Source organism: Amycolatopsis sp. ATCC 39116 (assembly GCF_000231075.2).
Lineage (GTDB): Bacteria > Actinomycetota > Actinomycetes > Mycobacteriales > Pseudonocardiaceae > Amycolatopsis_E > Amycolatopsis_E tucumanensis.
The window spans coordinates 11,736-36,891 of the sequence record NZ_AFWY03000067.1 but is presented as its reverse complement, the minus strand read 5'-3'; the positions used below and the strand labels follow the sequence as shown (position 1 = coordinate 36,891).

The 25,156-nt window shown below is 72.3% G+C and carries 26 protein-coding genes; 9 read left to right on the top strand and 17 right to left on the bottom strand.

Annotated elements, in window-relative coordinates:
* Positions 1–315: 315 nt before the first annotated feature.
* The 4 genes from prcA to dop all read right to left on the bottom strand — a co-directional run bounded on the left by prcA (position 316) and on the right by dop (position 3,875).
* Positions 316–1,068 carry a proteasome subunit alpha gene (gene prcA / locus AMY39116_RS0337840; RefSeq protein WP_027936582.1) on the bottom strand — a complete coding sequence of 251 codons (753 nt, stop codon included), beginning with the start codon at positions 1,066–1,068 and terminating at the stop codon, positions 316–318.
* A gap of 57 nt (positions 1,069–1,125) precedes the next feature.
* A complete protein-coding gene (prcB, locus tag AMY39116_RS0337835; protein WP_020422791.1) occupies positions 1,126–1,986 on the bottom strand; it encodes a proteasome subunit beta in 861 nt (286 codons plus the stop codon).
* A 121-nt stretch (positions 1,987–2,107) separates the two neighbouring features.
* Positions 2,108–2,302, bottom strand: coding sequence for a ubiquitin-like protein Pup (locus tag AMY39116_RS0337830; RefSeq protein WP_017982463.1), 195 nt, complete (start codon positions 2,300–2,302; stop codon positions 2,108–2,110).
* A gap of 70 nt (positions 2,303–2,372) precedes the next feature.
* Positions 2,373–3,875 carry a depupylase/deamidase Dop gene (dop, locus tag AMY39116_RS0337825; protein ID WP_020422790.1) on the bottom strand — a complete coding sequence of 501 codons (1,503 nt, stop codon included), beginning with the start codon at positions 3,873–3,875 and terminating at the stop codon, positions 2,373–2,375.
* A gap of 93 nt (positions 3,876–3,968) precedes the next feature.
* Between dop and AMY39116_RS0337820 the strand changes: the two genes are divergently transcribed.
* Entirely contained in the window at positions 3,969–4,478 is a 510-nt protein-coding gene (locus tag AMY39116_RS0337820; protein ID WP_027936581.1) for an NUDIX domain-containing protein, read from the top strand.
* Between the two features lie 19 nt (positions 4,479–4,497).
* Here AMY39116_RS0337820 and AMY39116_RS0337815 read toward each other — a convergent pair whose 3' ends face one another.
* From AMY39116_RS0337815 to AMY39116_RS0337805, 3 genes are all read right to left on the bottom strand, one after another.
* Positions 4,498–5,097, bottom strand: coding sequence for a hypothetical protein (locus tag AMY39116_RS0337815; protein WP_020422788.1), 600 nt, complete (start codon positions 5,095–5,097; stop codon positions 4,498–4,500).
* A gap of 66 nt (positions 5,098–5,163) precedes the next feature.
* Positions 5,164–6,090: an aldo/keto reductase gene (locus AMY39116_RS0337810; protein ID WP_027936580.1), complete on the bottom strand. Its 927-nt coding sequence runs from the start codon at positions 6,088–6,090 to the stop codon at positions 5,164–5,166.
* Between the two features lie 89 nt (positions 6,091–6,179).
* Positions 6,180–6,521 (bottom strand): hypothetical protein, encoded by a 342-nt coding sequence (locus tag AMY39116_RS0337805; RefSeq protein WP_020422786.1) that lies wholly within the window; start codon positions 6,519–6,521, stop codon positions 6,180–6,182.
* 81 nt (positions 6,522–6,602) lie between these two features.
* Here AMY39116_RS0337805 and AMY39116_RS0337800 point away from each other — a divergent pair, with 81 nt between their 5' ends.
* Complete coding sequence (locus tag AMY39116_RS0337800) at positions 6,603–6,878, top strand: hypothetical protein (RefSeq protein ID WP_020422785.1); 276 nt, start codon at positions 6,603–6,605, stop codon at positions 6,876–6,878.
* A 56-nt stretch (positions 6,879–6,934) separates the two neighbouring features.
* Here AMY39116_RS0337800 and arc read toward each other — a convergent pair whose 3' ends face one another.
* Positions 6,935–8,743 (bottom strand): proteasome ATPase, encoded by a 1,809-nt coding sequence (gene arc / locus AMY39116_RS0337795; RefSeq protein ID WP_026153131.1) that lies wholly within the window; start codon positions 8,741–8,743, stop codon positions 6,935–6,937.
* Positions 8,744–9,221: 478 nt separating this feature from the next.
* On the opposite strand from arc, the gene AMY39116_RS0337790 reads away from it, so the two are divergent.
* The gene (locus AMY39116_RS0337790) at positions 9,222–10,034 is read left to right on the top strand and encodes a hypothetical protein (protein WP_020422784.1); all 813 of its coding nucleotides are present in this window, start codon (positions 9,222–9,224) and stop codon (positions 10,032–10,034) included.
* 31 nt (positions 10,035–10,065) lie between these two features.
* The gene (locus AMY39116_RS0337785; protein ID WP_020422783.1) at positions 10,066–10,857 is read left to right on the top strand and encodes a hypothetical protein; all 792 of its coding nucleotides are present in this window, start codon (positions 10,066–10,068) and stop codon (positions 10,855–10,857) included.
* Positions 10,858–10,866: 9 nt separating this feature from the next.
* On the opposite strand, the gene AMY39116_RS0337780 is transcribed toward AMY39116_RS0337785, so the two are convergent.
* Both AMY39116_RS0337780 and AMY39116_RS0337775 read right to left on the bottom strand, forming a co-directional pair.
* A complete protein-coding gene (locus AMY39116_RS0337780; protein ID WP_020422782.1) occupies positions 10,867–11,691 on the bottom strand; it encodes a tRNA (adenine-N1)-methyltransferase in 825 nt (274 codons plus the stop codon).
* A 58-nt stretch (positions 11,692–11,749) separates the two neighbouring features.
* Entirely contained in the window at positions 11,750–12,907 is a 1,158-nt protein-coding gene (locus tag AMY39116_RS0337775; protein ID WP_157358826.1) for a M50 family metallopeptidase, read from the bottom strand.
* Between the two features lie 96 nt (positions 12,908–13,003).
* On the opposite strand from AMY39116_RS0337775, the gene AMY39116_RS0337770 reads away from it, so the two are divergent.
* The 4 genes from AMY39116_RS0337770 (at position 13,004) to AMY39116_RS0337755 (ending at position 16,664) form a co-directional block, all read left to right on the top strand.
* Positions 13,004–13,870: a RecB family exonuclease gene (locus AMY39116_RS0337770; RefSeq protein WP_017982475.1), complete on the top strand. Its 867-nt coding sequence runs from the start codon at positions 13,004–13,006 to the stop codon at positions 13,868–13,870.
* A 15-nt stretch (positions 13,871–13,885) separates the two neighbouring features.
* On the top strand, positions 13,886–14,665 hold the full coding sequence (locus tag AMY39116_RS0337765) for a thioesterase family protein (protein ID WP_020422780.1): 780 nt from the start codon (positions 13,886–13,888) through the stop codon (positions 14,663–14,665).
* Between the two features lie 77 nt (positions 14,666–14,742).
* Positions 14,743–15,672, top strand: coding sequence for a ParA family protein (locus tag AMY39116_RS0337760; protein ID WP_020422779.1), 930 nt, complete (start codon positions 14,743–14,745; stop codon positions 15,670–15,672).
* Between the two features lie 71 nt (positions 15,673–15,743).
* A complete protein-coding gene (locus tag AMY39116_RS0337755) occupies positions 15,744–16,664 on the top strand; it encodes a phosphotransferase family protein (protein WP_157358825.1) in 921 nt (306 codons plus the stop codon).
* 20 nt (positions 16,665–16,684) lie between these two features.
* Here AMY39116_RS0337755 and AMY39116_RS0337750 read toward each other — a convergent pair whose 3' ends face one another.
* Together AMY39116_RS0337750 and AMY39116_RS0337745 are read right to left on the bottom strand one after the other, a co-directional pair.
* Entirely contained in the window at positions 16,685–17,896 is a 1,212-nt protein-coding gene (locus AMY39116_RS0337750) for an RNA polymerase sigma factor (RefSeq protein ID WP_020422777.1), read from the bottom strand.
* Positions 17,893–18,264, bottom strand: coding sequence for a YciI family protein (locus tag AMY39116_RS0337745; RefSeq protein ID WP_020422776.1), 372 nt, complete (start codon positions 18,262–18,264; stop codon positions 17,893–17,895). The genes AMY39116_RS0337750 and AMY39116_RS0337745 overlap by 4 nt, the downstream gene beginning before the upstream one ends.
* 93 nt (positions 18,265–18,357) lie before the next feature.
* On the opposite strand from AMY39116_RS0337745, the gene AMY39116_RS0337740 reads away from it, so the two are divergent.
* Positions 18,358–18,792 (top strand): nuclear transport factor 2 family protein, encoded by a 435-nt coding sequence (locus AMY39116_RS0337740; RefSeq protein ID WP_020422775.1) that lies wholly within the window; start codon positions 18,358–18,360, stop codon positions 18,790–18,792.
* On the opposite strand, the gene AMY39116_RS0337735 is transcribed toward AMY39116_RS0337740, so the two are convergent.
* The 5 genes from AMY39116_RS0337735 to metH form a co-directional block, all read right to left on the bottom strand.
* The gene (locus AMY39116_RS0337735) at positions 18,789–19,727 is read right to left on the bottom strand and encodes an AEC family transporter (protein ID WP_020422774.1); all 939 of its coding nucleotides are present in this window, start codon (positions 19,725–19,727) and stop codon (positions 18,789–18,791) included. The two genes, AMY39116_RS0337740 and AMY39116_RS0337735, sit on opposite strands and share 4 nt — an antisense overlap.
* On the bottom strand, positions 19,724–20,569 hold the full coding sequence (gene hisG, locus AMY39116_RS0337730) for an ATP phosphoribosyltransferase (protein ID WP_020422773.1): 846 nt from the start codon (positions 20,567–20,569) through the stop codon (positions 19,724–19,726). The genes AMY39116_RS0337735 and hisG overlap by 4 nt, the downstream gene beginning before the upstream one ends.
* A gap of 30 nt (positions 20,570–20,599) precedes the next feature.
* A complete protein-coding gene (locus tag AMY39116_RS0337725; RefSeq protein ID WP_020422772.1) occupies positions 20,600–20,863 on the bottom strand; it encodes a phosphoribosyl-ATP diphosphatase in 264 nt (87 codons plus the stop codon).
* Positions 20,864–20,929: 66 nt separating this feature from the next.
* Positions 20,930–21,592 carry an HAD family phosphatase gene (locus AMY39116_RS0337720; protein WP_157358824.1) on the bottom strand — a complete coding sequence of 221 codons (663 nt, stop codon included), beginning with the start codon at positions 21,590–21,592 and terminating at the stop codon, positions 20,930–20,932.
* A gap of 16 nt (positions 21,593–21,608) precedes the next feature.
* Positions 21,609–25,151 carry a methionine synthase gene (metH, locus tag AMY39116_RS0337715; protein ID WP_020422770.1) on the bottom strand — a complete coding sequence of 1,181 codons (3,543 nt, stop codon included), beginning with the start codon at positions 25,149–25,151 and terminating at the stop codon, positions 21,609–21,611.
* Positions 25,152–25,156 lie beyond the last annotated feature (5 nt).

Below are 25,156 nucleotides of genomic sequence, written 5' to 3'. Positions count from 1 at the left end.
GCCGAACTTGCACCGCCCCACCGCCCCCGGCACCGGGTAAACCGAGCCCGCACCGCTCCCAACGCGCCTGGCGCCGGGGAAACCGCGCCTGCACCGCCCCACCGCCCCCGGCTCCGGAGTAGCCAGCCCACCCCACCCGGCACCGGGAAAGCCGCGCCTGCACGGCCGCGATACCAGCGTGGTCCACCCGACACCGCCGGCCTCGTCCCCGATGCCCACACACTCCCGGCCCTCCCACCGACACCGCGCGGGCCCCACCACCCGGAAATGCGAAAAGGCCCCCGGACCGAAGTCCGAGGGCCTCTCCCCCAAAGCTCAGCTCGCCGGCGGCGTCTCGCCGTCCTCCGGCTTCTCCTCCGCCTCCCCGGCGGACTCGGCCGGCTGCTCCGGCAGCAAGGCGTCCAGCGCCGCGCCCTGGATCCGCCGGAACTTGCGCCCCGGCCGCTCCCGGTCCAGCACCGCGACCTCCAGCTTCAACGGCGCGCTGTCCCCGTTGTTGCTGACCGCCCGCAGCGCGTCCAGCGCGACCTTCAGCGCGTCCCGCAGCTCCAGGCCGTCCTCGTAGATCTCCTTCAGCTTGTTCGCCACCGGCTCGGTCTGGCCACCGGTCACGACGTACCGCGGCTCGTCGAAGATCGAACCGTCGTAGGTCAGCCGGAACAGCTGGTCCTCCTCCGGCACCGACCCAACCTCGGCCACGCACAGCTCCACCTCGTACGGCTTCAGCTGCTCGGTGAAGATGCTGCCCAGCGTCGCCGCGTAGGCGTTCGCCAGCGCACGCGCCGTCACGTCCCGGCGGTCGTACTGGTAACCCTTCAGGTCCGCGTGCCGGATGCCGGCGACCCGCAGGTTCTCGTACTCGCTGTACCGGCCGACCGCGGCGAACCCGATCCGGTCGTAGATCTCGGAGATCTTGTGCAGCGTCGTCGACGGGTTCTCCGCCACGAACAGCACACCGCTGCGGTACTTCAGCACGACCACGCTCCGGCCGCGCGCGATGCCCTTGCGCGCGAGCTCCGAACGCTCACGCATCAACTGCTCAGGAGAGGCGTACAGCGGCATCGTCACGGTGAGGCTCCAAGAATGCTCGAAGGAAGGGAAGTTCGGCTACGGCGACCGCGCGGATCAGGTGCGGCCGTGGCTGGCCTGCTCGGCCCGGCCCGCGACGACCGCCTCCGCCACCGCGGCGGCCTGCTCGTCCGGCAGCCGCACCGCGCCGCGCTCGGCGGTGATCGTCACCAGCGTCGGGAAGATCCGGCGCACCAGGTCCGGCCCGCCCGTCGCGCTGTCGTCGTCGGCCGCGTCGTACAGCGACTCCACCGCGGTGCGCACCGCGGTCTCCTCGTCGGCCTCCGGGTCGTACAGCTTCTTCAGCGCCGACTTCGCGAACAGCGACCCCGACCCGATCGCGTGGTAGCCCGCGCGCTCCTCGTACCGGCCACCGGTCACGTCGTAGGAGACGATCCGCCCGGCCCGCTTCGGGTCGTCGGCCTCGATGTCGTAGCCGACGAACAACGGCAGCGCCGCCAGGCCCGCCATCGCCACGTCCAGGTTGCCCTTCACCATGGTGGCGAGCTTGTTCGTCTTGCCGTCCAGCGACAGCGGAACGCCCTCGATCTTCTCGTAGTGCGCCAGCTCGACCGCGTAGAGCCGCACCAGCTCCAGCGCGATCCCGGCGCTGCCCGCGATACCCACCGCGGAGTAACCGTCGGTGACGTGCACCTTCTCCATGTCCCGCGACGCGATCAGGTTCCCCGACGTCGCCCGCCGGTCACCGGCGATCAGCACGCCACCGGAGAACGACACGGCCACGATCGTGGTGCCGTGCGGCGCGTCCAGCTCACCCGCACCGGAATTGGGCAGCTGCCGTCGGCCCGGCAGCAGGTCAGGCGCCTGCATGCGGAGGAACTCGGCGAACGACGACGTCGTGCTCGAGAAGAAGGCAGCGGGCAGCGCGGAGCCCGTGGGGCCCGAGGTGTGTTCCATACGTGCTCGTGGTTCCCATCGACGAAGTGTGGCGCTTCCGCGGGCGAAACACCCGCGGAAGCGCGACAGCCGGCACTACAAGCTACTCGGTGCGACCACCCTAGTGGCCGCGGGTGAGCGGTTACTCGCCGCCCTTTTGCACGTAGGCGCGCACGAAGTCCTCGGCGTTCTCCTCGAGCACGTCGTCGATCTCGTCCAGGATCGTGTCGACGTCCTCACCCAGCTTCTCGCGGCGTTCCTGGCCGGCCGGGGCACCACCCTCGACCTCGTCGTCGGAGCCGCCGCCACCGTGCTTCTCGATCTTCTCCTGAGCCATCTCGCCTCCCGGTGAGTCCTGTCCCTAGCCTACCCAGAGACCACGACAATCGGTGGTTTTCCCGCTGCGGTCAGTCGGAACCCGTCAGCGCCTCGACCAGTTCCTCGGCCGTTTCCGACTCGTCCAGCAGCCGGCCGACGTGCGCCTTCGTGCCCCGCAGCGGCTCCAGCGTCGGAATCCTGACCAGCGACTCCTTGCCCACGTCGAAAATCACCGAGTCCCACGACGCGGCCGCGATCGACGTCGCGTACTTCTCCAGCGCCCGCCCGCGGAAGTAGGCGCGCGTGTCCTCCGGCGGGTTCGTGATCGCCGCCTGCACCTCCTCCTCGGTGACCAGCCGCTTCATCGAGCCGCGCGCCACCAGGCGGTTGTACAGGCCCTTCTGCAGCCGCACGTCCGAGTACTGCAGGTCCACCAGGTGCAGCCGCGGCGCCGCCCACCCCAGGTTGTCCCGCTGCCGGTAGCCCTCCAGCAGGCGCAGCTTCGCGGGCCAGTCCAGCCGGTCCGCGCACTCCGCGGGGTCCCGCGCCAGCGCGTCCAGGATCTCGCCCCAGACCCGCAGCACCTCCTTGGACACCGCGTCCCCGCCCGTGCGCTCCAGGTGCGCCGCCGCCAGCTCGTGGTAGGCGAACTGCAGGTCGAGGCCGGTGTACTTGCGGCCGCCCGCCACCCCCACCTTCGTCTTCAGCGTCGGGTCGTGGCTGATCTGGTGCACCGCCCGCACCGGCTCGTCCAGCTTCAGGTCGTCGAATCGCTGACCGGCCTCGATCATGTCCAGCACCAGCGCCGTCGTGCCCAGCTTCAGGTACGTCGAGTACTCGGCCATGTTCGCGTCGCCGATGATGACGTGCAGCCGCCGGTACTTGTCCGCGTCCGCGTGCGGCTCGTCGCGGGTGTTGATGATCCCCCGCTTCAGCGTCGTCTCCAGGCCGACCTCGACCTCGATGTAGTCCGAGCGCTGCGACAGCTGGAAGCCGGCCTCCTCACCCTGCGGGCCGATACCCACCCGGCCGGAACCGGTCACCACCTGCCGGGACACGAAGAACGGCGTCAGCCCGGCGATCACCGAGGTGAACGGCGTCGAACGGGCCATCAGGTAGTTCTCGTGGGTGCCGTAGCTGGCGCCCTTGCCGTCCACGTTGTTCTTGTACAGCTGCAGCACCGGCTGCCCGGGCACGGTGGCCGCCCGCATCGCGGCCTCCTCCATCACCCGCTCGCCCGCCTTGTCCCAGATGACCCCGTCCCGCGGGTTGGTCACCTCGGGCGCCGAGTACTCCGGGTGCGCGTGGTCGACGTAGAGCCGGGCGCCGTTGGTCAGGATGACGTTGGCCGCGCCGAGGTCCTCCACGTCCGGGTCGTGCCCCGGCCCGCCCGGCCCGGCCAGGTCGAAACCACGGGCGTCGCGCAGCGGCGACTCCACCTCGTAGTCCCACCGCGCGCGGCGCGCCCGCGGGATGTCCGCCGCCGCCGCGTAGGCCAGCACGACCTGCGTCGATGTCAGTACCGGGTTGGCCGTCGCGTCGCCCGGCACGGCGATGCCGTACTCGACTTCGGTTCCCATGATCCGCCGCATGTCCCAAGCCTACGGGTCGCGGGCGGCAACGGTGAGTGGGCCACCGGTTGCGACCAGGTAAAGCACCCGGATCTGTCATGCTGGCGCAAGATGGTGAGCAGTGCTGAGGAAATGGTCGCCCACTACGACGCCGCGGGCGTGGTCGTGAGCCGGGTGCGCCGCGCCGACATGCGCGAACAGGGGCTCTGGCACGCCGCGACGCTGGTGCTGGTGCGCTCCGGGGACGGCTCCCGCGTGTACGTGCACCGGCGCTCACCGGACAAGGACGTCTTCCCCGGCCTGTACGACTGCTGGGCGGGCGGCGTGGTCGCGGCGGGCGAAGCACCCGCCGAGGGCGCGGAACGGGAGCTGGCCGAGGAACTGGGCGTGCGCGGCGTGCCCCTGCGACCCCTGTTCACGTTCACGTTCGAGCAGCCGCCGGTGCGCTGCCACTACTTCGCCTACGAGGCGCGCTGGGACGGCCCGGTCGTCCACCAGCCGGAGGAAATCGTCTCCGGCCGGTGGATGCCCCTGGACGAGCTGCGGGCCTTCGCGGAGGACCCGGAAAGCCCTTTCGTGCCCGACGGCAGGCACGCGATCCACGAGTGGTTCCGCCGCGGGTAGCGCTTTCCCGTCCGGGCGGTCAGCTCCGCGGCAGCTTCCCGGCGGCCAGCGACGCCAGGCCCTTCACCGCTTCCGCGGCCCGGTTCTGCGTGCTCGCGGTGACCTGCAGGCCGGACAGCACGTGCCCGCCGGCCAGCAGCAGCGTGCAGGTGGTGCCGTCGCACCAGGCGCGCGCGGCCTCCGCGCCGGCCGGGCGGGCGACCGTCAGCGCCGTGCCGTCGCAGTCGACCTGCGCGAGCACCTCGGCCGCGGTGCGGTCGAGGTAGCCGGTGACCTGCTGCGTCAGCGAGGAACCGCTGTTGTAGAGCCAGGTCGAGCCACGCGGGTCCCCGGCGGGCACGGCGTCGAAGCAGGATCCGTTGGCGGCGCGGGCCGCCGCCTCCCGCACGCCCTCGCCGGACAGGTCGCTCTTGGTGAGCACCGCCGCCGCCACGTCCTCGGCGATGTGGTTCACCGGGGTGTTCGCCGCCGCCTGGCCGACCGAGACGCTCGTCGAGACCGACGGCGCCGTCACCGGCGTCGTCGCGTCCGCCGGCTTGTCGTAGTAGGTCTCCAGGTCGTTCGGGCGATCCGCGCACCCGGTGAGCCCGGTCAGCACGACCGCGGCCAGGACCACCATCCCTCCATGACGCACGGTGACGTTCCCTTCAGTATGCGTTGTGGGCGCTGAGATTAGTCGAAGCCTTCACTGCCACTGCAGCGAGGATCGCCGATCCCAGTACCGTTCCGGCGGCTCGGCCAGCGCCCGCAGCGCCGCGAGTTCGCCCCGTGGCAGGTCGACGCCGTTCGCGGCGAGGTTGGCGGCCAGCTGCTGCGGGCTGGACGGGCCGATGAGGACCGTGTCCGCCCACGGCTGGGCGAGCACCGCCGCGATCGCCACCGCGTCGGCGCCGACTGCGTAGCGTTGCGCCAGGCGGGTGATCGCGGGCGGCGGGTTGACCACCAGCCTGCCGTTGGCGAGGGTTTCCTTGACCAGCACCAGGTTCCCGGCCGCGTGCGCCTCCGCGAGCGCCGGGCCTGCCGACGGTTCGAGCAGGTTCCAGGTCGACTGCACGGCCGAGAACACCGGCCGCCCGGCCACTTCCAGCTCGAACGCCCGCCGGATCACCTCCGCCTGCTTCGGCCCGGAAGTGGAGAACCCGACGCGCACGCCGTCGTCGCTGAGCGCCGCCAGCGCCCGCTGCAGCGCCTCGTCGGTGAACAACGGGCTGTCCACGGTGAGCGAGTGCACCTGGTAGAGGTTGATGGCGTTGCCGAGCAGCGAGCGGCTTTCGGTCCACTGGCGGGAGAACACGCCCGCCGAGTGCTCCTTCACCTCGTGCATGGTGGCGTCCATGCGCCAGCCGCCGACGTAGGTGTAGCCCCACTTGCTGGACACGGTGAGGTCGCCGTGGCCGCGCTCGGCCAGCCACCCGGCCAGGAACTCCTCGGCCCGGCCGTAGGAGCGGGCGACGTCGATCCAGCGCACACCGGCCGCGTACGCCGCGTCGAGCACCGCGAACGTCGCCTCGCGCATCGTCCGCACGTCCCGCCGGACCGGGAGCTCGCTGCTCCGGCCGAGGTTGATATAGGCGGGCCGCCCGAGGGCCGCCAGGCCGAGTCCGATTCGCAGGGGACTGTCCTTTCCGTGCGGGTTTTTCCGGGGCGCCCGCGGAGCGGGCCACCGGTGGTTTTTCGCCGAAAGCCGCCGCGTATAGGTCGTTATACGCCTGATGCTCGTTGACGGAGGATCTCCAGCCACTGCTCGGAGTTCAGCGCCTGCCGGTGGAGCTTCTCCAGCCGCGCCGCCGGCGCCCGCACGTAGCCCTTGCCGAAGACCGGCGCGATCTGGCGCAGGCTGGCCCCCTCCTCCCGCGCCGCCAGCAGCACCCAGTCCGACGCGTCGGCACAGGCCGCCGACGCGCGCCGCAACTCCCCCAGCAGCCGGATCAGCTCCTCCGGCGGGACGGCGTGCGCGCGGACCGCCTGCGCGGTCTCCTCGAGCCAGGCCAGGACGTCGGTTTCGGTGATCGGGGCGCGGATCTCGGCCGCGGGCTCGGTCATGGCGCGCAGTATAGGTCGTTATACGGCCACCGGCGGACGACACGCCGGGCAACCGGAACCGCCGGGAAGCGTCTTCTCGACGTGCCCGACAAGATCATCCGACGGCTCCGCGCCGGCGCGGCCGCGCTCGCCGTGACGGTCCTCCTCGCCCCCGTGCACGGCATGGCGGTGCTGGTGTTCCTGTTCTCGGCGGAGCGGTACGACTCCAGCGGGCAGGGCGGGCCGTTCCGCAGCTGCACGCCGGACTCGCTGTCCTGCGCCGGGCCGAACGTGCCCCTGATGATCGGGTGCATGCTGGTCGTGGCCGGCGGGGTGCTGCTCGCCTACTGGGCGGGCCGGCGCGCGGCGCGCCCCTGACACGGCGGAGGCCGCCGACCCGGACGGATCGGCGGCCTCCCCTGGCCCACCTGCGGTTACAGGTACTGGCCGGTGTTCGTGGCCGTGTCGATGACCCGGCCGGACTCCTGGTTCTTCCCGGTGACCAGCGTGCGGATGTAGACGATCCGCTCGCCCTTCTTGCCCGAGATCCGGGCCCAGTCGTCCGGGTTGGTGGTGTTGGGCAGGTCCTCGTTCTCCGCGAACTCGTCGACGATCGCGTCGAGCAGGTGCTGCACCCGCAGACCGGGCTGCTTGGTCTCCAGCACCGACTTGATCGCCGCCTTCTTCGCCCGGTCCACGATGTTCTGGATCATCGCGCCCGAGTTGAAGTCGCGGAAGTACAGGACCTCCTTGTCACCGTTGGCGTAGGTGACCTCGAGGAACCGGTTCTCGTCCGTCTCCTCGTACATCCGCTCGACGGTGTTCTGGATCATCGCGTCGATCGTGGCCTGCGCGTCCCCGCCGAACTCGGCGAGGTCGTCGGCGTGGATCGGCAGCCCCGGCGTCAGGTACTTGGAGAAGATGTCCTTCGCACCCTCGGCGTCCGGCCGCTCGATCTTGATCTTCACGTCCAGCCGGCCCGGCCGCAGGATCGCCGGGTCGATCATGTCCTCGCGGTTGGAGGCGCCGATGACGATGACGTTCTCCAGCCCCTCGACACCGTCGATCTCGGCCAGCAGCTGCGGCACGATCGTGGTCTCCACGTCCGAGGAGACGCCGCTGCCGCGGGTGCGGAAGATCGACTCCATCTCGTCGAAGAACACGATCACGGGCGTGCCGTCGGAGGCCTTCTCCCGAGCCCGCTGGAAGATCAGGCGGATGCTCCGCTCGGTCTCGCCGACGAACTTGTTGAGCAGCTCCGGGCCCTTGATGTTGAGGAAGTAGGACTTGGCGTCCTTCGAGTCGCCGTCCCCGCGTGCCTCGGCCACCTTCTTGGCCAGCGAGTTGGCCACCGCCTTCGCGATCAGCGTCTTGCCGCAACCGGGCGGGCCGTAGAGCAGGACGCCCTTGGGCGGCCGCAGCTCGTACTCCCGGTAGAGGTCGGCGTGCAGGAACGGGAGTTCCACCGCGTCGCGGATCTGCTCGATCTGCCGCCCGAGACCACCGATGTCCTCGTACCGGACGTCCGGGACCTCTTCCAGCACGAGGTCCTCGACCTCGGCCTTGGGCACGCGCTCGTAGGCGTAGCCCGCCTTCGAGTCCACCAGCAGCGAGTCGCCCGGCTTGAGCGTCTGCGCGGCCAGCGGGTCGGAGAGCCAGACCACCCGCTCCTCGTCGGCGTGGCCGACGACGAGAGCGCGGGCGCTGCCACCCTCCGTGGCCGGCGTCAGGACCTCGCGCAGCGAGCAGACCTCGCCGGTGAGCTCGAAGTCGCCCGCCTCGACGACGGTCAGGGCCTCGTTCAGCCGGAGCGCCTGACCGCGCTGGAGGGAGTCCACCTCCACCGCGGGCGACACGGACACCCGCATCTTGCGGCCTGCCGTGAACACGTCGACGGTGTTGTCCTCGTACGCGGCGACGAACACGCCGTACCCGCTGGGGGGCTGGGCGAGCCGGTCGACCTCTTCGCGCAGCGCGAGGAGCTGTCCCCGCGCCTCGCGGAGGGTCTCCACGAGCTTGTTGTTCCGCTCCGTGAGCTGGGCGACTCGTTCCGACGCCTCGGCGAGGCGCTGTTCCAGCACACGGTTCTGACGGGGTGATTCGGTTAGTTTCCGCCGCAGCAGAGCCACTTCCTCTTCCAGGAAGCGGACCTGCCGCGCCTGCTCGTCCGGCGTCGTTCCAGCTCCACTGATCTCTGAAGGGTCGGCGTCCTCGTGCCGACCTCCGGGAAGGTCGTGTTGCATGTCGGCACCTCCTCGGAGTGCTTTTAACCCACGGTACCGGCGATCACCGACATGAAAAGCCCTATCCGCATCACAGGATCGGCGCGTCGCATCACGAACCCGGACGGAACCGTTACACAGGCGTCCCGGCGGGCGGTCGGCGAACCGCTCGAAAAACTACGGACAGTAGCCACCCGGCCACCAACAGCGGCCATCCGGGCGGTGAGCGATTCACTCATGTCACGACCACCCAACCAAGGCTTTACAGGACATTCACAGGGCGTCTTCCCCTTCTCCTCCTTCTTCAAACCCGGGCGGTTTTCACGTCGCCGCACCGGATCGCGGGCCGCCACGCCGGGCGGCCAAGATCGAGTTGTCCGATATCGGCGCTACGATCGCTCGCGTTACAGCCCCGGTTCGCGTCCGGGGAGAAACCGGATGCCGCTTCGGCGCGTCGAAGGCAGGCAGACACCCGACGTGAACGAGGAGACGGCCGTCCATGACCTACCCGCCGCACGGCCCGGGCCGGCCCGGGCCCCAGGGCCCGCAGGGCCCCTACGGACAGCCGGGCCCGTACGGGCAGCAGCCCGGACACCCGCAGGGCGGACCGCGGCAGCCCGGCTACCCGCAGGGCGCGCCCCAGCCGCCGCAGCAACCGCAGACGCCGCCGCCCGGGTTCGCCGGCACGACGCAGCAGTTCGGCGCTCCGGGCCACGGCGCTCCCGGCTTCGGCGCCGGCGGCTTTGACACTGGGGGCGGCTTCGACGGCCCGGGCGGTGAGCCGCCGAAGAAGAAGACCGGCCTGATCGCCGGCATCGCGGCGGCCGTGGTCGTGGTCGCCGGCGTGGCCGTCACGCTGGTGCTCACGCTCGGCGGCGACGAGGAGAACGGCGGCACCACCACGGCCGCCGCGGGCTCTTCCTCGGCCGCGAGCCCCACCGCGCGCGCGAACTCCTCGACCCCCGCCGCGCCGTCGTCCCGCTCGTCCCGCTCGACCGGTTCCACCGCGGCCGGCGGTGGCGGCACCGGCGGCGCGGACAGCGTCGCGCAGCAGGTCGTGGACGCCATGAACGCCCGCAGCGCCAGCCGGTACGCCGCGCTGACCTGCGGCGGCGCCAGCGACAGCGAGGTGTCCTCGCTGCAGTCCCAGTGGGACGCGGCGACCGAGCTGCAGGCGACCATCTCCGGCCCGGCCGAGATCACCGGCGACACCGCCAAGGTGCCGGTCGCGCTGCGTTACAACGGCGACCAGCAGAATGCGAAGATGCCGCTGAAACGACAGGGGTCGAACTGGTGCGTCGACGAGTCCTGAGCCCACCCATCCGAGAAGGGGTAACCCGATCATGACCTACCCGCCGCAACAGCCCGGGCCCTACGGGCAGCAAGGCCCCTACGGGCAGCAGGGCCAGCCGGGCCCCTACGGGCAGCAGCCGGGCGGCGGCTACCCCCAGCAGCCCGGGCAGCCCCAGGGCGGGCCGCAGCAGCCCGGGTACCCGCAGGGCGGGCAGCCGGGCTACCCGCAGACCCCGCCGCCCGGGTTCCCCGGTGGCACGCAGCAGTTCGGCCAGAACCCCTACGCCGACTCCTACGCCACGCAGCAGTTCCCGGGCGGGCCGGGCGGTGAGCCGCCGAAGAAGAAGACCGGCCTGATCGTCGGCATCGCGATCGCCGCGGTGGTCGTCATCGGCGGCGCGGTCGCCGCGATCCTGCTGCTGACCGGTGGCGACGACGACAACAACTCCGCCGCCCCCAGCACGAGCGCCGCCCCGCCGGCGGCGAGCTCGAGCGAGAAGGCGCCCAGCAGCTCCCGCACGCCGACGTCGAGCTCGACGCCGAAGGGCACCGCCGCGCCGGGCGCGAAGTCCACGCCGGAGGAGACCGCGCAGGCGATCGCCACCGCCTACAGCACCGGGGACAAGGCGACCATCCAGTCGATGGTGTGCGCGAGCCGCCCGCAGTCGGTGCCGGACATCCCGTCGGGCATCACCGTCACCGTGACCGGCAGCCCGGACGTCACCGGCGACACCGCCTACGTCCCGGTGCACGCGGTCGGCCCCGGCGGCACCAACGACTTCGAGCTCGGCCTCGCCAACGAGGGCGGCGTGTGGTGCTACCTGGGCGACCGGACCAACTGACGGACGACCTCAGCCGCGGCTCGGCCTGCGCTGCGGCCGCGGCGGGGTCACCCCGTCGGCCAGCCGGCGCGTGGTGAGCAGGAAGGCGGTGTGCCCGACCATCCGGTGTTCCGGGCGCACCGCCAGGCCCACCACGTGCCAGGGCCGCACGAGGCTCTCCCACGACTCGGGCTCGGTCCAGCCCTGCATCTCCCGCAGCGCCTCGGTGACCCGCGACAGCTGGGTCACCGTCGCCACGTAGACGACCAGCACCCCGCCCGGGACGAGGCTGCGGTGGACGGTGTCGAGCACCTCCCACGGCGCCAGCATGTCCAGGATCACCCGGTCGACCTCGCCGCTGTGGTTCTTCAGGTCGTCGACCTTCAGCGTCCAGTTCGACGGCCGCTCCCGGAAGAACCGCTCCACGTTCTTGACCGCGTGCTCGGCGTGGTCCTCGCGCACCTCGTAGGACAGCACGCTGCCCTCCGGGCCCACCGCGCGCAGCAGGGAGCAGGTCAGCGCGCCGGACCCGGCGCCGGCCTCCAGCACCCGCGCGCCCGGGAAGATGTCGCCCCACATCACGATCTGCGCCGCGTCCTTGGGGTAGATCACCTGCGCGCCGCGCGGCATGGACAGCACGTAGTCCGCCAGCCGCGGCCGCAACGCGAGGTAGGCGGTGCCGCCGACGGACGTGATCACCGAGCCCTCCGGCTTGCCGATCAGCTCGTCGTGCTTCAGCGCGCCGCGGTGGGTGTGGTACTCCTCCCCCTCGGCGAGCACCAGCGTGTAGTTCCGCCCCTTCGGATCGGTCAGACGCACCCTGTCGCCCGGGCGGAACGGCCCGCTCACCTGCACTTGATTGACTCCTCGAAACTCGCGCGATCGCAGCGCTCGATCTTCGCAGACCCGCCGGTCAGCGGACGCGGCGGGCCGACAGCGCCGAGCGCAGGTCCTCCCGGCGCAGCACACCGGCCGGGCGGCCCTCGTCGTCGACCACGAGGAACTGCCACGCGGCGGTCTCGCGCACCCGCTCGGCGATCTCCTCCCCCGGTTCGGAGGCGAGCAGCACGGTCTCGGCGCGGATCGGCTCCGCGGCGAGCTCCGCCGGGGCCTGCGGTGACGTCTCGGCCAGCCGTTCGGCGGCGCCCTCGTCGAGCAGCCCGGCCGCGACGCCGTCCGCGCGCACCAGCACCACTCCCCTGCCCGCCGCGGCCGCCAGGGCGTCCGACACCGGGCTCTCCGCGGGCAGCTGCAGCACCGGCCGGGTCAGCTCGGTGACCGCGAGCCCCTCCGGCCAGCCGCGGTTGGCGTCGGCGGCCAGCTCCGACGCGGCGCCGGCGGCGACGAACCACGCGGTGACCACGCACACGCCCAGCCGCAGCCAGCGGTCCTCGGTGCCGGAGACCATGCCGAACATCGCCCACACCAGCAGCCCGGCCGCGACGATCCCGCCGCCCACGACGGCCGCGCGCGTGCCGCTGGCGCGGCGCCCGGTGACCGCCCACACGCCGGCGCGGAGCATGCGCCCGCCGTCCAGCGGCAGGCCGGGCAGCAGGTTGAACACGCCGACCGCGAGGTTGGCCACGGCGCACTCGGCGACCAGCAGCCACACCGCCCCGTCCGGCGGCACGGCGAACATCAGCAGGCCGCAGAACGCCGCGAGCAGCACGGACACGACCGGCCCGGCGGCGGCGATCAGCCCCTCCTGCCCCGGCCGCCGCGGGGTGCGGGCCACTTCGGACAGACCGCCGAGCAGGAACAGCCGCAGCCGCCGCACCGGGATCCCCATCCGCAGCGCCACCACGCAGTGCCCCAGCTCGTGGGCCAGCACGGACAGGCCGAGCAGGACGGCGAACGCCGCCGCCAGCGCCCACGACGTGGCCGCGGTCGCGCCGGGCAGGAGCCGGTCGACGAGCGGCTGGTAGAGCACCACCACCACGAGCGAGCCGACCCACCAGGACGGGGCCAGCAGCACCGGCACGTCCTGGACCCGGAACAGCAGCAGGCCGCCGTCGGCGGTGGTCAGCACCCGCCTCGGCTGGTTTCGTCCGTGCTCGCCGGTCGCGGCCATGCCGGACAGGGTAGAGCGTGTGGTGTCAGACGGCCGTGACCCGCCGCGGCGCGCGGCGTCGCGATCTTGTCGGACCCCTCGTTTAGGGTGCGGGGTATGGCTCAGACGGCGACCACGGATCCCCAGCTCGGCGTGCGCCGCCCCGCGCTGTCCCCCTCGCGGGCCAGCGACTTCAAACAGTGCCCGCTGCTCTACCGCTTCCGGGCGGTCGACCGGCTGCCGGAGGTGCCGACGAAGGCGCAGCTGCGCGGCACGCTCGTGCACTCGGTGCTGGAGCGGCTGTTCGCGCTGCCCAAGACCGACCGCGAACCGGATCGCGCCCGCGAGCTGCTCGCGCCCACCTGGAGCGAACTGTCGGCCGACAACCCGGAGTGGGCCGAGCTGTTCGACGGCGAGGACGTGCAGGGCTGGCTGGAGTCGGCCACCAAGCTGCTGGACAGCTACTTCCAGCTGGAGGACCCGCGCCGGTTCGACCCGGAGGCGTGCGAGCTGCACGTCGAGCTGGAGCTGGAGTCCGGGGTCCGGCTGCGCGGGTACGTCGACCGGCTGGACGTCGCGCCCACCGGCGAGATCCGCGTGGTGGACTACAAGACCGGCGCCGCGCCCCGCGAGATCGGCGAGGCCAAGGCGATGTTCCAGATGAAGTTCTACGCCGTGGTGCTGTGGCGCCTGCGTGGCGTGGTGCCGCGCCAGCTGAAGCTCATGTACCTCACCGACGGCCAGTCGCTCGCCTACGCCCCGGACGAGGCCGAGCTGCGCCGCTTCGAGCGCACGCTGGAGGCGATCTGGCAGGCGATCCTCAAGGCGGGCAAGACCGGCGACTTCCGGCCGAGCCCCAGCAGGCTGTGCGACTGGTGCGCGCACCAGTCGCTGTGCCCGTCGTTCGGCGGCACGCCACCGGAGTACCCGGGCTGGCCGGAGCCGGACCCGGGTGTGGAAACCGCACTGGACCGTGCTGACTGACGTGGGCGGATTGAGATGACGGAGAACGCTTTCTACCTGCCGCTGGGCGGCGATCGCTACCGGCCGACGGAGCACACGGCCGGGCCGTGGACCCCGGAGGCGCAGCACTTCGGGCCGCCGTCGGCGCTGCTCGCCCGCGCGCTGGAGAACCTGGCCGCCGACCGGCCGGGGCTGCTGGCGCGGGTCACCGTGGAGATCCTCGGCCCGGCGCCGCTGACCGAGCTGTCGCTGCGGTCCTGGGTGGAGCGTCCAGGCCGGTCGGTCGAGCTGCTCGGCGCGGAACTGCACGACGGCACGCGGGCGGTGGCGCGGGCTTCGGCGTGGCGGATCGCCGAGGCCGACACCACGGACGTGGCCACTGAGGAGCCGGCGCCACCGTCCCCCGAGGACTGCCGTCCGGCGTCGTGGCCGGACACCTGGGGCCGCGGCGGCTACCTGGGCGCGATGGAGTGGCGGCTCATCGCGGGCTCGCCCGCGGAGCCGGGGCCCGCGTGGGTGTGGGGCAGGCAGCGGGTCGAGCTGGTGGCCGGGGAGAAGCCGACGCCGTTGCAGCGGCTGTTCGCGGTCGCCGACACCGGCAACGGCGCGTCGAACTTCCTGGACCCGGCGAAGTGGTGGTTCATCAACAGCGAGCTGACCGTGCACCTGCGGCGCGCGCCGGTCGGCGAGTGGATCGCGCTGGACGCGCGCACGCTGGTCGGCCCGTCCGGGGTGGGCACGGCCACCAGCACGCTGTCCGACGTACGGGGCCAGGTGGGCCACGGCGCGCAGGCGCTGATGGTGCGGACACGCTGACGGGCGTGACCGTCCCCCGCGAGCCGCACGAGATCCACTACTCTGCGGCCAGAACCGACTGACCTGGGAGCGCTCGAGTGCAGATCACCTCGGTGGTCAACCAGAAGGGCGGCGTCGGCAAGACGGCGCTGAGCGTCGGGGCCGCCGCGGCGCTGGCCGAACGCGGCCGCCGGGTGCTGCTGATCGACCTCGACCCGCAGGGGCACGCGACCACGGAGATGCTGGGCCTGGAGGAGGTGCCCGCGCAGGCGCCGAGCCTGGCCAAGGCGCTCACCAGGATGTGGAAGGGGCCGGTCGAGGAGCTGATCGTGCCGCACCGGCGCAGCAACATCGGCCCCGGCGGCGCGTTCGACGTGATCCCGACGTCGCCCGGCATGTTCGACCTGGTGCGCAGGCTCGACCAGTTCCGGGTGCCGGGCTGGCAGCTGGCGCGGGTCGTGCAGTTCGCCAACTACGACCACGTCATCATCGACTGCCCGCCCGCGCTGGACGTGCTGACGAACAACGCGCTCGCGGCGACGCACGGCATCCTGGTTCCGGTGCAGCCGGACCGCACCAGCATCCGGGCGCTGCGGCTGCTCAACGACCAGCTGTACTACGTGCAGACCGCGCTCAACCGCCCGCCGATCCCGTACTTCGGGGTGGTGCCCGGCCTGTACCGGCGGCCGATGTCGGGGTACGCGGTGGCGGCGCTGGAGGAGCTCAAGCAGTTCGGGTACCCGCTGCTGGCGCACGTGCCGCTCGGGGTGGTGATGAACGAGGCCGCCGCGCACGGCATGCCGGTCACGACGTTCGCGCCGGAGACCACCCAGGCGTTCGCCTTCCGCGAAATCGCGGCAGTGCTGGACGGGCACCTGGCGCGGCAGCAGCCCTCGGCCCCGATCCCCGCCGAGGACGACTTCGTGTTCGAGGACTTCATCACCCAGGTCGCGCAGACCCGCAACGAGAACGACAACGGCGCGCGGAAGAAGCTGTACGACCTGATGCCCAAGCGCCCCCGCGACTAGTGGAGCCGCGGTCGATCGCACGCCCCGCCGGGTCGTTCCAGCAACCGCTTTCCGCGGACGAGATCACCGCGATGGCCGAGCGCGCGTTCGGGGCGCCGCCGGTGTCCGCGGTGGAACTCGGCGGTGGTCTGTACAACACCACCTACCGGGTGGAGCTGCCGTCCCGGGAGACGGTGGTCCTGCGGGTGGCGCCAGAACCCGCGCGGCAGTTCCGCGTCGAGCGGGAGCTGATGCGCAACGAGCACGCGAGCCTGCCGTTCTTCGCGCCGATCGCGCGGATGATGCCCCGGACGTTGTTCGCGGACTGGACGCGGGACATCGCCGGGCGGGACTACGTGTTCCAGACGTTCCTCCCCGGGATCCCGGCGCCGCGGGGACTGCGGGCGTACCCGCGTCCACAGTGGACCGCCCTCTACCGCGGCCTCGGCGCGCTGGCATGCACCGTGCACGAGGTGCGCGGCCCCGCCTTCGGCCCGGTCGCCGGCCCGGCGTTCGGCACGTGGAGCGAGGCGGTGCTGGCGTACTTCGCGGACACCGCCGCGGACCTCACCGACGCCGGTCTCGACGCCTCCGACGTGCTGGCCGTCGCCCGGCTGGCCGAGCGGCGCCGGGCGGTGTTCGACGAGATCACCGAGCCCCGGCTGCTGCACGGCGACCTGTGGACCGCCAACGTGCTCCTCTCCCCCGGCGCGCCGGAGCCGGTGATCGACGGCGTGCTGGACCACGACCGGGCGTCCTGGGGCGATCCCGCCGCCGACTGGAGCCTGTACGCCGCGTCGCGGCCCGATCCCGTCCGGGACGCGTTCTGGGTGGGTTACGGGCGGCCGGCGGACACTCCGCAGGTCCGCTGGCGGGCGCTCGTCTACCGGGCCCGGCACCTGGGCGCGGTGCGGCTGGAACGCCACCGGCTCGGCAACACCGATGGCGTCGTGGCGAGCTACTCCGAACTCGGGGCGGTCCTGGACGCGCTGGCCGCCGAACCGGCGCGCTAAACGGCGCGCCGTATAGGTCGTTATACACTGCGCGTGGCGCAGCGGCGGGCCCGCTCCTCCAGATACCGCTGCTCCGGCACGCTCAAGGTGCCCTGCGCGGCGCGGCGGTACGCCTCCGCCGCCGCGGGGAGATCACCGGTCCGCTCCAGCAGGTGCGCGCGCACCGCGTCCACGCGGTGGTGCCCGGCCAGCGCCGGGTCCTCCGCCACCACCGCCAGCTCCCGCAGCCCGGCCTCCGGACCGTCCACTTCGGCCACCGCCACCACCCGGTTCAACGTCACCATGGGCCCGGGCGCCACCGCCGCCAGCAGCTCGTACAGCCCGGCGATCTCCCGCCAGTCGGTGTCCTCCGCTCGCGCGGCCTGCCCGTGGACGGCGGCGATCGCGGCCTGCAGCTGGTACGGGCCCACCGGCGCGGTCGTCAGCGCCCGCGTCACCAGCGCCGTGCCCTCGTCGATCATCGCCCGGTCCCACCGCGACCGGTCCTGCTCGGCGAGCGGCACCAGCGCACCACCGGGACCGGTGCGGGCGGCGCGGCGCGCGTCGGTCAGCAGCATCAGGGCGAGCAGGCCCGTCACCTCCCCCTCGTCGGGCAGCCGGGCGTGCAGCTGCCGCGCCAGGCGGATCGCCTCGGCGGTCAGGTCCACGCGCTGCAACGACTCCCCCGAACTCGCGGTGTGCCCCTCGGTGAAGACCAGGTACAGCACGTTGAGCACGGCGGCGAGGCGCTGTCCGTACTCGTCCGGCGCCGGCGGCCGGAACCGGGCGCCGGCGGCTTTGATCCGCTGCTTCGCGCGGCTGATGCGTTGCGCGATGGTGGATTCCGGCACCAGGTAGGCCCGCGCGATCTCGGCCGTGGTGAGCCCGCCGACCGCCCGCAGCGCCAGCGCCACCTGCGACGCCGGGGTCAGCGACGGGTGGCAGCACAGCATGAGCAGGGTGAGCGTGTCGTCCACCGCGGGCACCGGCGCCGGGTCCGGTGGCGTCATCAGCGCGACGTTCTCCTCGCGGCGGCGGCGCGCGGCCTCCGACCGCCACAGCTCGATCCGCCGCCGGGACGCGGTGGTGATCAGCCAGCCCTTCGGGTTGTCCGGCATCCCCTGGGCCGGCCACTGCGTCGCGGCCGCGAGCAGCGCCTCCTGCACGGCGTCCTCGCACAGGTCGAAGTCGCCGTAGCGGCGCACCAGCGCGGCGAGCACCTGCGGCGCCAGCTCGCGCAGCAGCTCGGTCACGGGAGGAAGACGCTCAGGTCCTGTGTGGGGCGCACCTCGACCAGGCCGAGCCCCGCCTCCGGGATCCGCGCCGCCCACTCCACGGCCCGCTCCAGGCTCGCGCAGTCCAGCACGTAGAACCCGGCCAGCTGCTCCTTGACCTCGGCGAACGGCCCGTCCCCCGCGACGACCTGCCCCTCGGAGACCAGGACCCGCTTGCCGGTCTCCGGCGGCGCCAGCGACGCCGAGGTCACCACCTCCCCCGCCTCCTCCAGGTCGCGGTCGAGAGCCTCGTACGCCTTGAGCCCCTCCCGCTTCTCGTCGTCGGCCAGGCTTTCCCAGACCGCCTGCGACGCCGCGTTGCGGTAGATCAGCACCAGGAACTTCATCTGCCCTCCCGGACTCCTCACCCGGGATGTCGAGACCGGGCCCGCGGTCTCGACGTCACCGGTGGAAGCACACACCCTAGCCGGAGGACGACGATGACCAGCACGAACGAAATCCACGCGGTGATCGAGGAGCAGGCGGCCGCCATCCGGGCCGGCGACGCGGACGCGGTCGTCGCCCGCTACGCGCCGGAGATCGTCGCGTTCACCCTCGCCCCGCCGCTGGCCCACGCCGCGGCCGAGATGCGCGACCCGGACAACCTGCGCGGCTGGTTCGCCGGGTTCGACGGGCCGGTCGACTACGAGGTCCGCGACCTGCGCGCCACCGTCAGCGGCGATCTGGCCTTCGCGCACAGCCTCAACCGCATGTCCGCGGTCCCCGCCGGCCACGACGAGCCGTTCACCCTGTGGTTCCGGTCGACGGTCTGCCTGCGCCGCGACGACGGCCGCTGGCTGATCGCGCACCAGCACCAGTCCACACCGTTCCACATGGACGGCACCTTCGCCGCCGCCCTGGACCTGGAGCCCTAGAGGAACTCGCCGACCAGCCAGGACACCAGGGACAGCGATCCCATCGACACCAGGGTGGACACCAGCACGCAGTCCCGCACGAACCGGCTGTCCAGGGCGTACTGGCTGGTCGCGATGAAGATGTTCTGCGCGGTGGGCAGCCCGGCGCACACGGTCACGATCATCAGCACCGGGTGCGGCAGGCCGAGCAGCAGTCCGATGCCGAGGGTGATCGCGGGCTGGGCGAACAGCTTCAGCCCGACCACGGTCGCCATCTCCACCCGCCGGGTCCCCATCGGTTCCCGGGCGCCGCCGGAGGTGAGCGACATCCCCAGCACCAGCAGCGCGGTGCCGACCCCTGCCGAGGCGAGCAGGTGCAGCGGCTGCGCCACCAGGTGCGGCAGGTGCAGCCCGCTCGCCCGGAACAGGATCCCGGTCAGCGACGCGGCGATCACCGGGGTGCGCACCGGCAGCATCAGCAGCGTCCGCCACCGCGAGCGGCCCGGCTCCCGCGCGTCGGTCTCCAGCAGGGCCAGCAGCGACGGCATCAGCACCAGCGTCTGCAGCAGGATCACCACGATGATGAACGCGGAGTCGCCGAACAGCTGCAGCAGCACCGGGATGCCCAGGTTGCCGGCGTTGGCGTAGCAGGAGGCCATCCCGCTGACCGCCCACTCCGACAGCTTGCGCCGGAACACCCACTTGCCCAGCGCGAAGCCGATCGCGCCCACCACGACGGTGCCGATCAGGAACGCGAGCACGCCCGGGTTCAGCAGGGCGGTCAGCGGCGTGTCCTGCATGGTGGTGAACAGCACCGCGGGCATCGCGACGACGAAGACGTACTTCGTCAGCGCCGCCTCGGCCCCGTCGCCGAGCACGCGGAACCGGCCGAGCAGGTACCCCAGTCCGGTCAGTGCCCAGATCGGCGCGAACGCCGGCAGGACACCGCCGGTCAAAGCCGGCAGGAGCGGATGTCGGAGGCGAGCACCGCCTTCGCACCCACCTCGGCCAGCTCGTCCATGATCTGGTTGACCTTCTTGCGGGGCACCATCGCCCGCACCGCGACCCAGTCCGGGTCGGCCAGCGGCGCGACGGTCGGCGACTCCAGGCCGGGGGTGATGGCGACCGCCTTGTCCAGCAGCGTCCGCGGGCAGTCGTAGTCGAGCATCATGTACTGCTGCGCGAACACCACGCCCTGCAGCCGGGCGGTCAGCTGCGCCTTCGCCTTCTGCGCGTCGCTGCCGGCGCGCTGCACCAGCACCGCCTCGGACACGCAGATCGGGTCGCCGAACGCGACCAGGTTGTGCTGCCGCAGGGTGCGGCCGGAGCCGACCACGTCGGCGATCGCGTCGGCGACGCCGAGCTGGATCGAGATCTCCACCGCGCCGTCCAGCCGGATCACCTCGGCCTCCACGCCCTGGCGGGCGAGGTCGTCGCGCACCAGCTTCGGGTAGGAGGTGGCCAGCCGCTTGCCCTGCAGGTCGGCCGGCTTCCAGTCCTGCCCGGCCGGGGCCGCGTAGCGGAAGGTGGAGCCGCCGAAGCCCAGCGCCAGCACCTCCTCGACCGGGGCGCCGGAGTCCAGCGCCAGGTCGCGGCCGGTGATGCCGAGGTCCAGCTCGCCAGAGCCGACGTAGATCGGGATGTCCTTGGGGCGCAGGAAGAAGAACTCGACCTCGTTGTTCGGGTCGAGCACGGTCAGGTCGCGCTGCTCATGCCGCTGGCGGTAACCGGCCTCGCCGAGCATCTCCGACGCCGGCCCGGCCAGCGCTCCCTTGTTCGGCACCGCAACCCGCAGCATGCCCTCACTCCTCGTTCGTTCTCGGCCCCGCTACAGGTAGCGGTACACGTCCTCGGTGGTCAGCCCGCGCCCGAGCATCAGCACCTGAACCCGGTACAGCAGCTGGGAGATCTCCTCGGCCAGCCGGTCGTCGGACTCGTGCTCGGCGGCGATCCAGACCTCACCGGCCTCCTCGAGCACCTTCTTGCCCTGGGCGTGCACGCCGGCGTCCAGCGCCTGCACGGTGCCCGATCCCTCGGGTCGGTTGCGGGCCCGCTCGGTGAGCTCGGCGAACAGCTCGTCGAAGGTCTTCACGGTCTGTAGATCCTTCCATCCGGCCCGCCCCGGGGGCGATCCGGGCCGCCGCTGCTGACGGCGACGTCACACCAGTGCGCGCAGCGTGTCCGCGTCCACCCCGGTCAGCGAGGTGCGGAACACCCGGCGGGGGCCGGCTTCGACGGACACGTCGTTGGGCACGACCAGCACGACGCAGCCCGCGGCGGCGGCCGACGCGGCGCCCGGCGGGGAGTCCTCGACGGCCACGCAGCGTGCCGGGTCCGCGCCGAGGAGCCGCGCCGCGCGCAGGTAGGGCTCCGGGTGCGGCTTGTTGAGCCCGTCCACCTCGTCACCGCAGACGGTGACGTCGAAGAACTCCCGCCCGATGGTGTCCAGCGCCAGCTCGGTCAGCGACCGCTCGGTGGAGGTGACCAGCGCCGAGGGCACCCCGGCGCGGCGCACCGCGGTCAGCGCCTCGCGGGCGCCGGGCCGCCACGGCAGCTCGTCGGCGAACAGGTTCGCCGTCCGGTCGCGGATCCACGCGCCGGTCTCCGCGACCGCCGCGGCGGTCGGCTCGTGGCCGGTCACCGTCAGCAGGAAGCCCGCGGTGGCGTCCATGTTGGACCCGACGAGCGTGAGCCGCTGCTCGGTGGACAGCGTCCCGCCCAGCCACTCCGCGCACTCGTAGAGCGCGACGTCCCACAGCTTCTCCGAGTCGACGAGCGTGCCGTCCATGTCCCAGAGCACGGCAGCAAGGCCGTCCGTCAAGTGGTTCTCCCTCTGCTCAGGTGTTGAAGTACTTGGCCTCGGGGTGGTGGGCCACGATCGCGTCGGTGGACTGCTCGGGGTGCAGCTGGAACTCCTCGGACAGCTTCACGCCGATCCGTTCCGCGTCGAGCAGCTCCACGATGGTCGCGCGGTCCTCCAGGTTCGGGCAGGCGCCGTAGCCGAGGGAGAAGCGGGCGCCACGGTAGCCCAGTTTGAAGAAGTCCTCGACCGAGCGCGGGTCCTCGTCGGCGACCGCGCGGCCGCTGGTGAAGTGCAGCTCCTGCCGGACGCGGCGGTGCCAGTACTCGGCCAGCGCCTCGGTGAGCTGCACGCCGAGGCCGTGGACCTCCAGGTAGTCGCGGTAGGCGTCGTTCGCGAACAGCTCGTTGGCGTAGTCGGCGATCGGCTGCCCCATGGTGACCAGGGTCAGCGGCAGCACGTCGACCTCGCCGGTGGCGCGGGGCCGGAAGAAGTCGGCCAGGCACAGGTAGCGGTCGCGGGTCTGGCGCGGGAACGTGAACCGCGCCCGCTCCGGGGCGTCGGCGTGCGCCTCGGTCAGCACCACCAGGTCGTTGCCCTCGGCCACGGCCGGGAAGTAGCCGTAGACCACGGCGGCGTGCTGCAGGACCCCGTCGGTGGCCAGCCGGTCGAGCCAGTACCGCAGCCGCGGGCGCCCTTCGGTCTCCACCAGCTGCTCGTAGCTGGGTCCCTGCCCGCCGCGGGCGCCGCGCAGGCCCCACTGGCCGAGGAAGGTGGCCCGCTCGTCGAGCAGGGCGGCGTACTCGGCGACCGGGATGCCCTTCACCACCCGGGTGCCCCAGAACGGCGGCACGGGCACGGGAACGTCGGTCGCGACATCGGAACGGGCGGGAATGGGGGCCTCCGGCTCTCGGGCGGACTTGCGGGCTTCGGCGATGCGCAGGGACCGCTCGCGGCGGGCCTTGCGCTCCGCTCTCTTCGCCGCCTCCTCCGCGCTGATCTCCGGCGCCAGCCCCCGCTTGGCCGCCATGATCGTGTCCATCAGCCGCAGGCCTTCGAAGGCGTCCCGCGCGTAGCGGACGTCGCCGTGGTAGAGCTCGGCGAGGTCGTTCTCGACGTAGGTGCGGGTCAGCGCCGCGCCGCCGAGCAGGACCGGCCAGCGCTCGGCGACTCCGCGGGAGTTCATCTCCTCCAGGTTCTCCTTCATGATCACCGTGGACTTCACCAGCAGCCCGGACATGCCGATCGCGTCCGCGCCGTGTTCGTCGGCCGCGTCCAGGATCGCGTTGACCGGCTGCTTGATACCCAAGTTGATCACGTCGTAACCGTTGTTCGACAGGATGATGTCGACCAGGTTCTTGCCGATGTCGTGCACGTCGCCCTTGACCGTGGCCAGGACGATCTTCCCCTTGCCGGAGGAGTCCGTCTTGTCCATGTGCGGCTCGAGGTAGGCCACCGCGGTCTTCATGACCTCGGCGGACTGCAGCACGAACGGCAGCTGCATCTGGCCGGACCCGAACAGCTCGCCGACGGTCTTCATGCCGGACAGCAGGGTGTCGTTGACGATGTCCAGCGCCGGCTTCTCGGCCAGGGCCGCGTCGAGGTCGGCCTCCAGCCCGGTGCGCTCGCCGTCGACGATCCGCCGCTCCAGCCGCTCGAACAGCGGCAACGCGGCCAGCTCCTCGGCGCGCGAGGCCCGGCTGGACGCGGCCGACACGCCCTCGAACAACGACATCAGCTTCTGCAGCGGGTCGTAGCCCTCCCGGCGGCGGTCGTAGACCAGGTCGAGCGCGACCTCCCGCTGCTCGTCCGGGATCCGCGCCATCGGCAGGATCTTCGACGCGTGCACGATCGCCGTGGTCAGCCCGGCTTCGACGCACTCGTGCAGGAAGACCGAGTTCAGCACCTGGCGCGCGGCGGCGTTGAGCCCGAAGGAGACGTTGGAGATGCCCAGCGTCGTCTGCACCTCCGGGTAGCGGCGCTTGAGCTCGCGGATCGCCTCGATCGTCTCCAGAGCGTCGCGCCGGGTCTCCTCCTGGCCCGTGGTGATCGGGAAGGTGAGGCAGTCGACGATGATGTCGGAGACCCGCATGCCCCAGTTGGTCACCAGGTCCTCGATCGTGCGGGTGGCGACGCGGACCTTCCACTCGGCGGTGCGGGCCTGGCCCTCCTCGTCGATGCACATCACCACGACCGCGGCGCCGTGCTCGGACACCAGCCGCATGATCTTCTGGAAGCGCGAGTCCGGGCCGTCGCCGTCCTCGTAGTTGACGCTGTTGACCACGCACCGCCCGCCCAGCCGCTCCAGCCCGGCCTGCAGCACCGCGGGCTCGGTGGAGTCGAGCATGATCGGCAGCGTGGACGCCGTCGCCAGCCGCCCGGCCAGCTCGGCCATGTCCGCCGCGCCGTCCCGGCCCACGTAGTCCACGCACAGGTCCAGCAGGTGCGCGCCGTCGCGGGTCTGCTCGCGCGCGATCTCCACGCAGTCCTCGTAGCGGCCTTCGAGCATGGCCTCGCGGAACTTCTTGGAGCCGTTGGCGTTGGTGCGCTCCCCCACCATCAGCACCGAGGCGTCCTGCTCGAACGGCACCGCCTGGTACAGCGAGGACACGCCCGGCTCGTGCCGCGGCCGTCGGGGCGCGCGCTCGGCGTCCCGCACCGCCTCGGCGAGCTGCCGGATGTGCTCGCCGGTGGTGCCGCAGCAGCCGCCGACCAGGCCGACGCCGAACTCGCGCACGAACCCCGACAACGCCTCGGCCAGCCCTTCCGGCGACAGCGGGTAGACCGCGCCGTCCGGGCCCAGCTCGGGCAGGCCGGCGTTGGGCATCACCGACAGCGGCACCCGCGCCGACTTCGACAGCGTCCGCAGGTGCTCGCTCATCTCGGCGGGGCCGGTCGCGCAGTTCAGCCCGATCACGTCGATGCCCAGCGGCTCCAGCGCGGCCAGCGCGGCGGCGACCTCGGTGCCCAGCAGCATGGTGCCGGTCGTCTCCACCGTGATCGAGGCGATCACCGGCACCTCGCGGCCCGCCCCGCGCATCGCCCGGCGCGCGCCCAGGATCGCGGCCTTGGTCTGCAGCAGGTCCTGCGAGGTCTCCACCAGCACCGCGTCCACCCCGCCGTGCAGCAGGCCGGTGACCTGCTCGGCGTAGGCGTCCCGCAGCCGCGCGTACGGCGCGTGGCCGAGCGTGGGCAGCTTGGTGCCCGGGCCGACCGAGCCCAGCACGAAGCGCGGGCGGTCCGGCGTCGCGTGCTCGTCGGCGGTCTCCCGCGCCAGCCGCGCCCCCGCCTCGGCCAGCTCGGCGATGCGGTCGGCGATCCCGTACTCCCCCAGGTTCGCCAGGTTCGCGCCGAAGGTGTTCGTCTCCACCGCGTCCGCGCCTGCCTCCAGGTAGGTGCGGTGGATGCCCCGCACCACGTCCGGGCGGGTCACGTTCAGGATCTCGTTGCAGCCTTCCAGGCCCGCGAAGTCGTCCAGGGACAGCTCGTGCGCCTGCAGCGCCGTGCCCATCGCCCCGTCCGCCACGACCACACGGGCGGCGAGGGCGTCCAGCAGCGGTGACGAGAAACGACCGGACATGACAC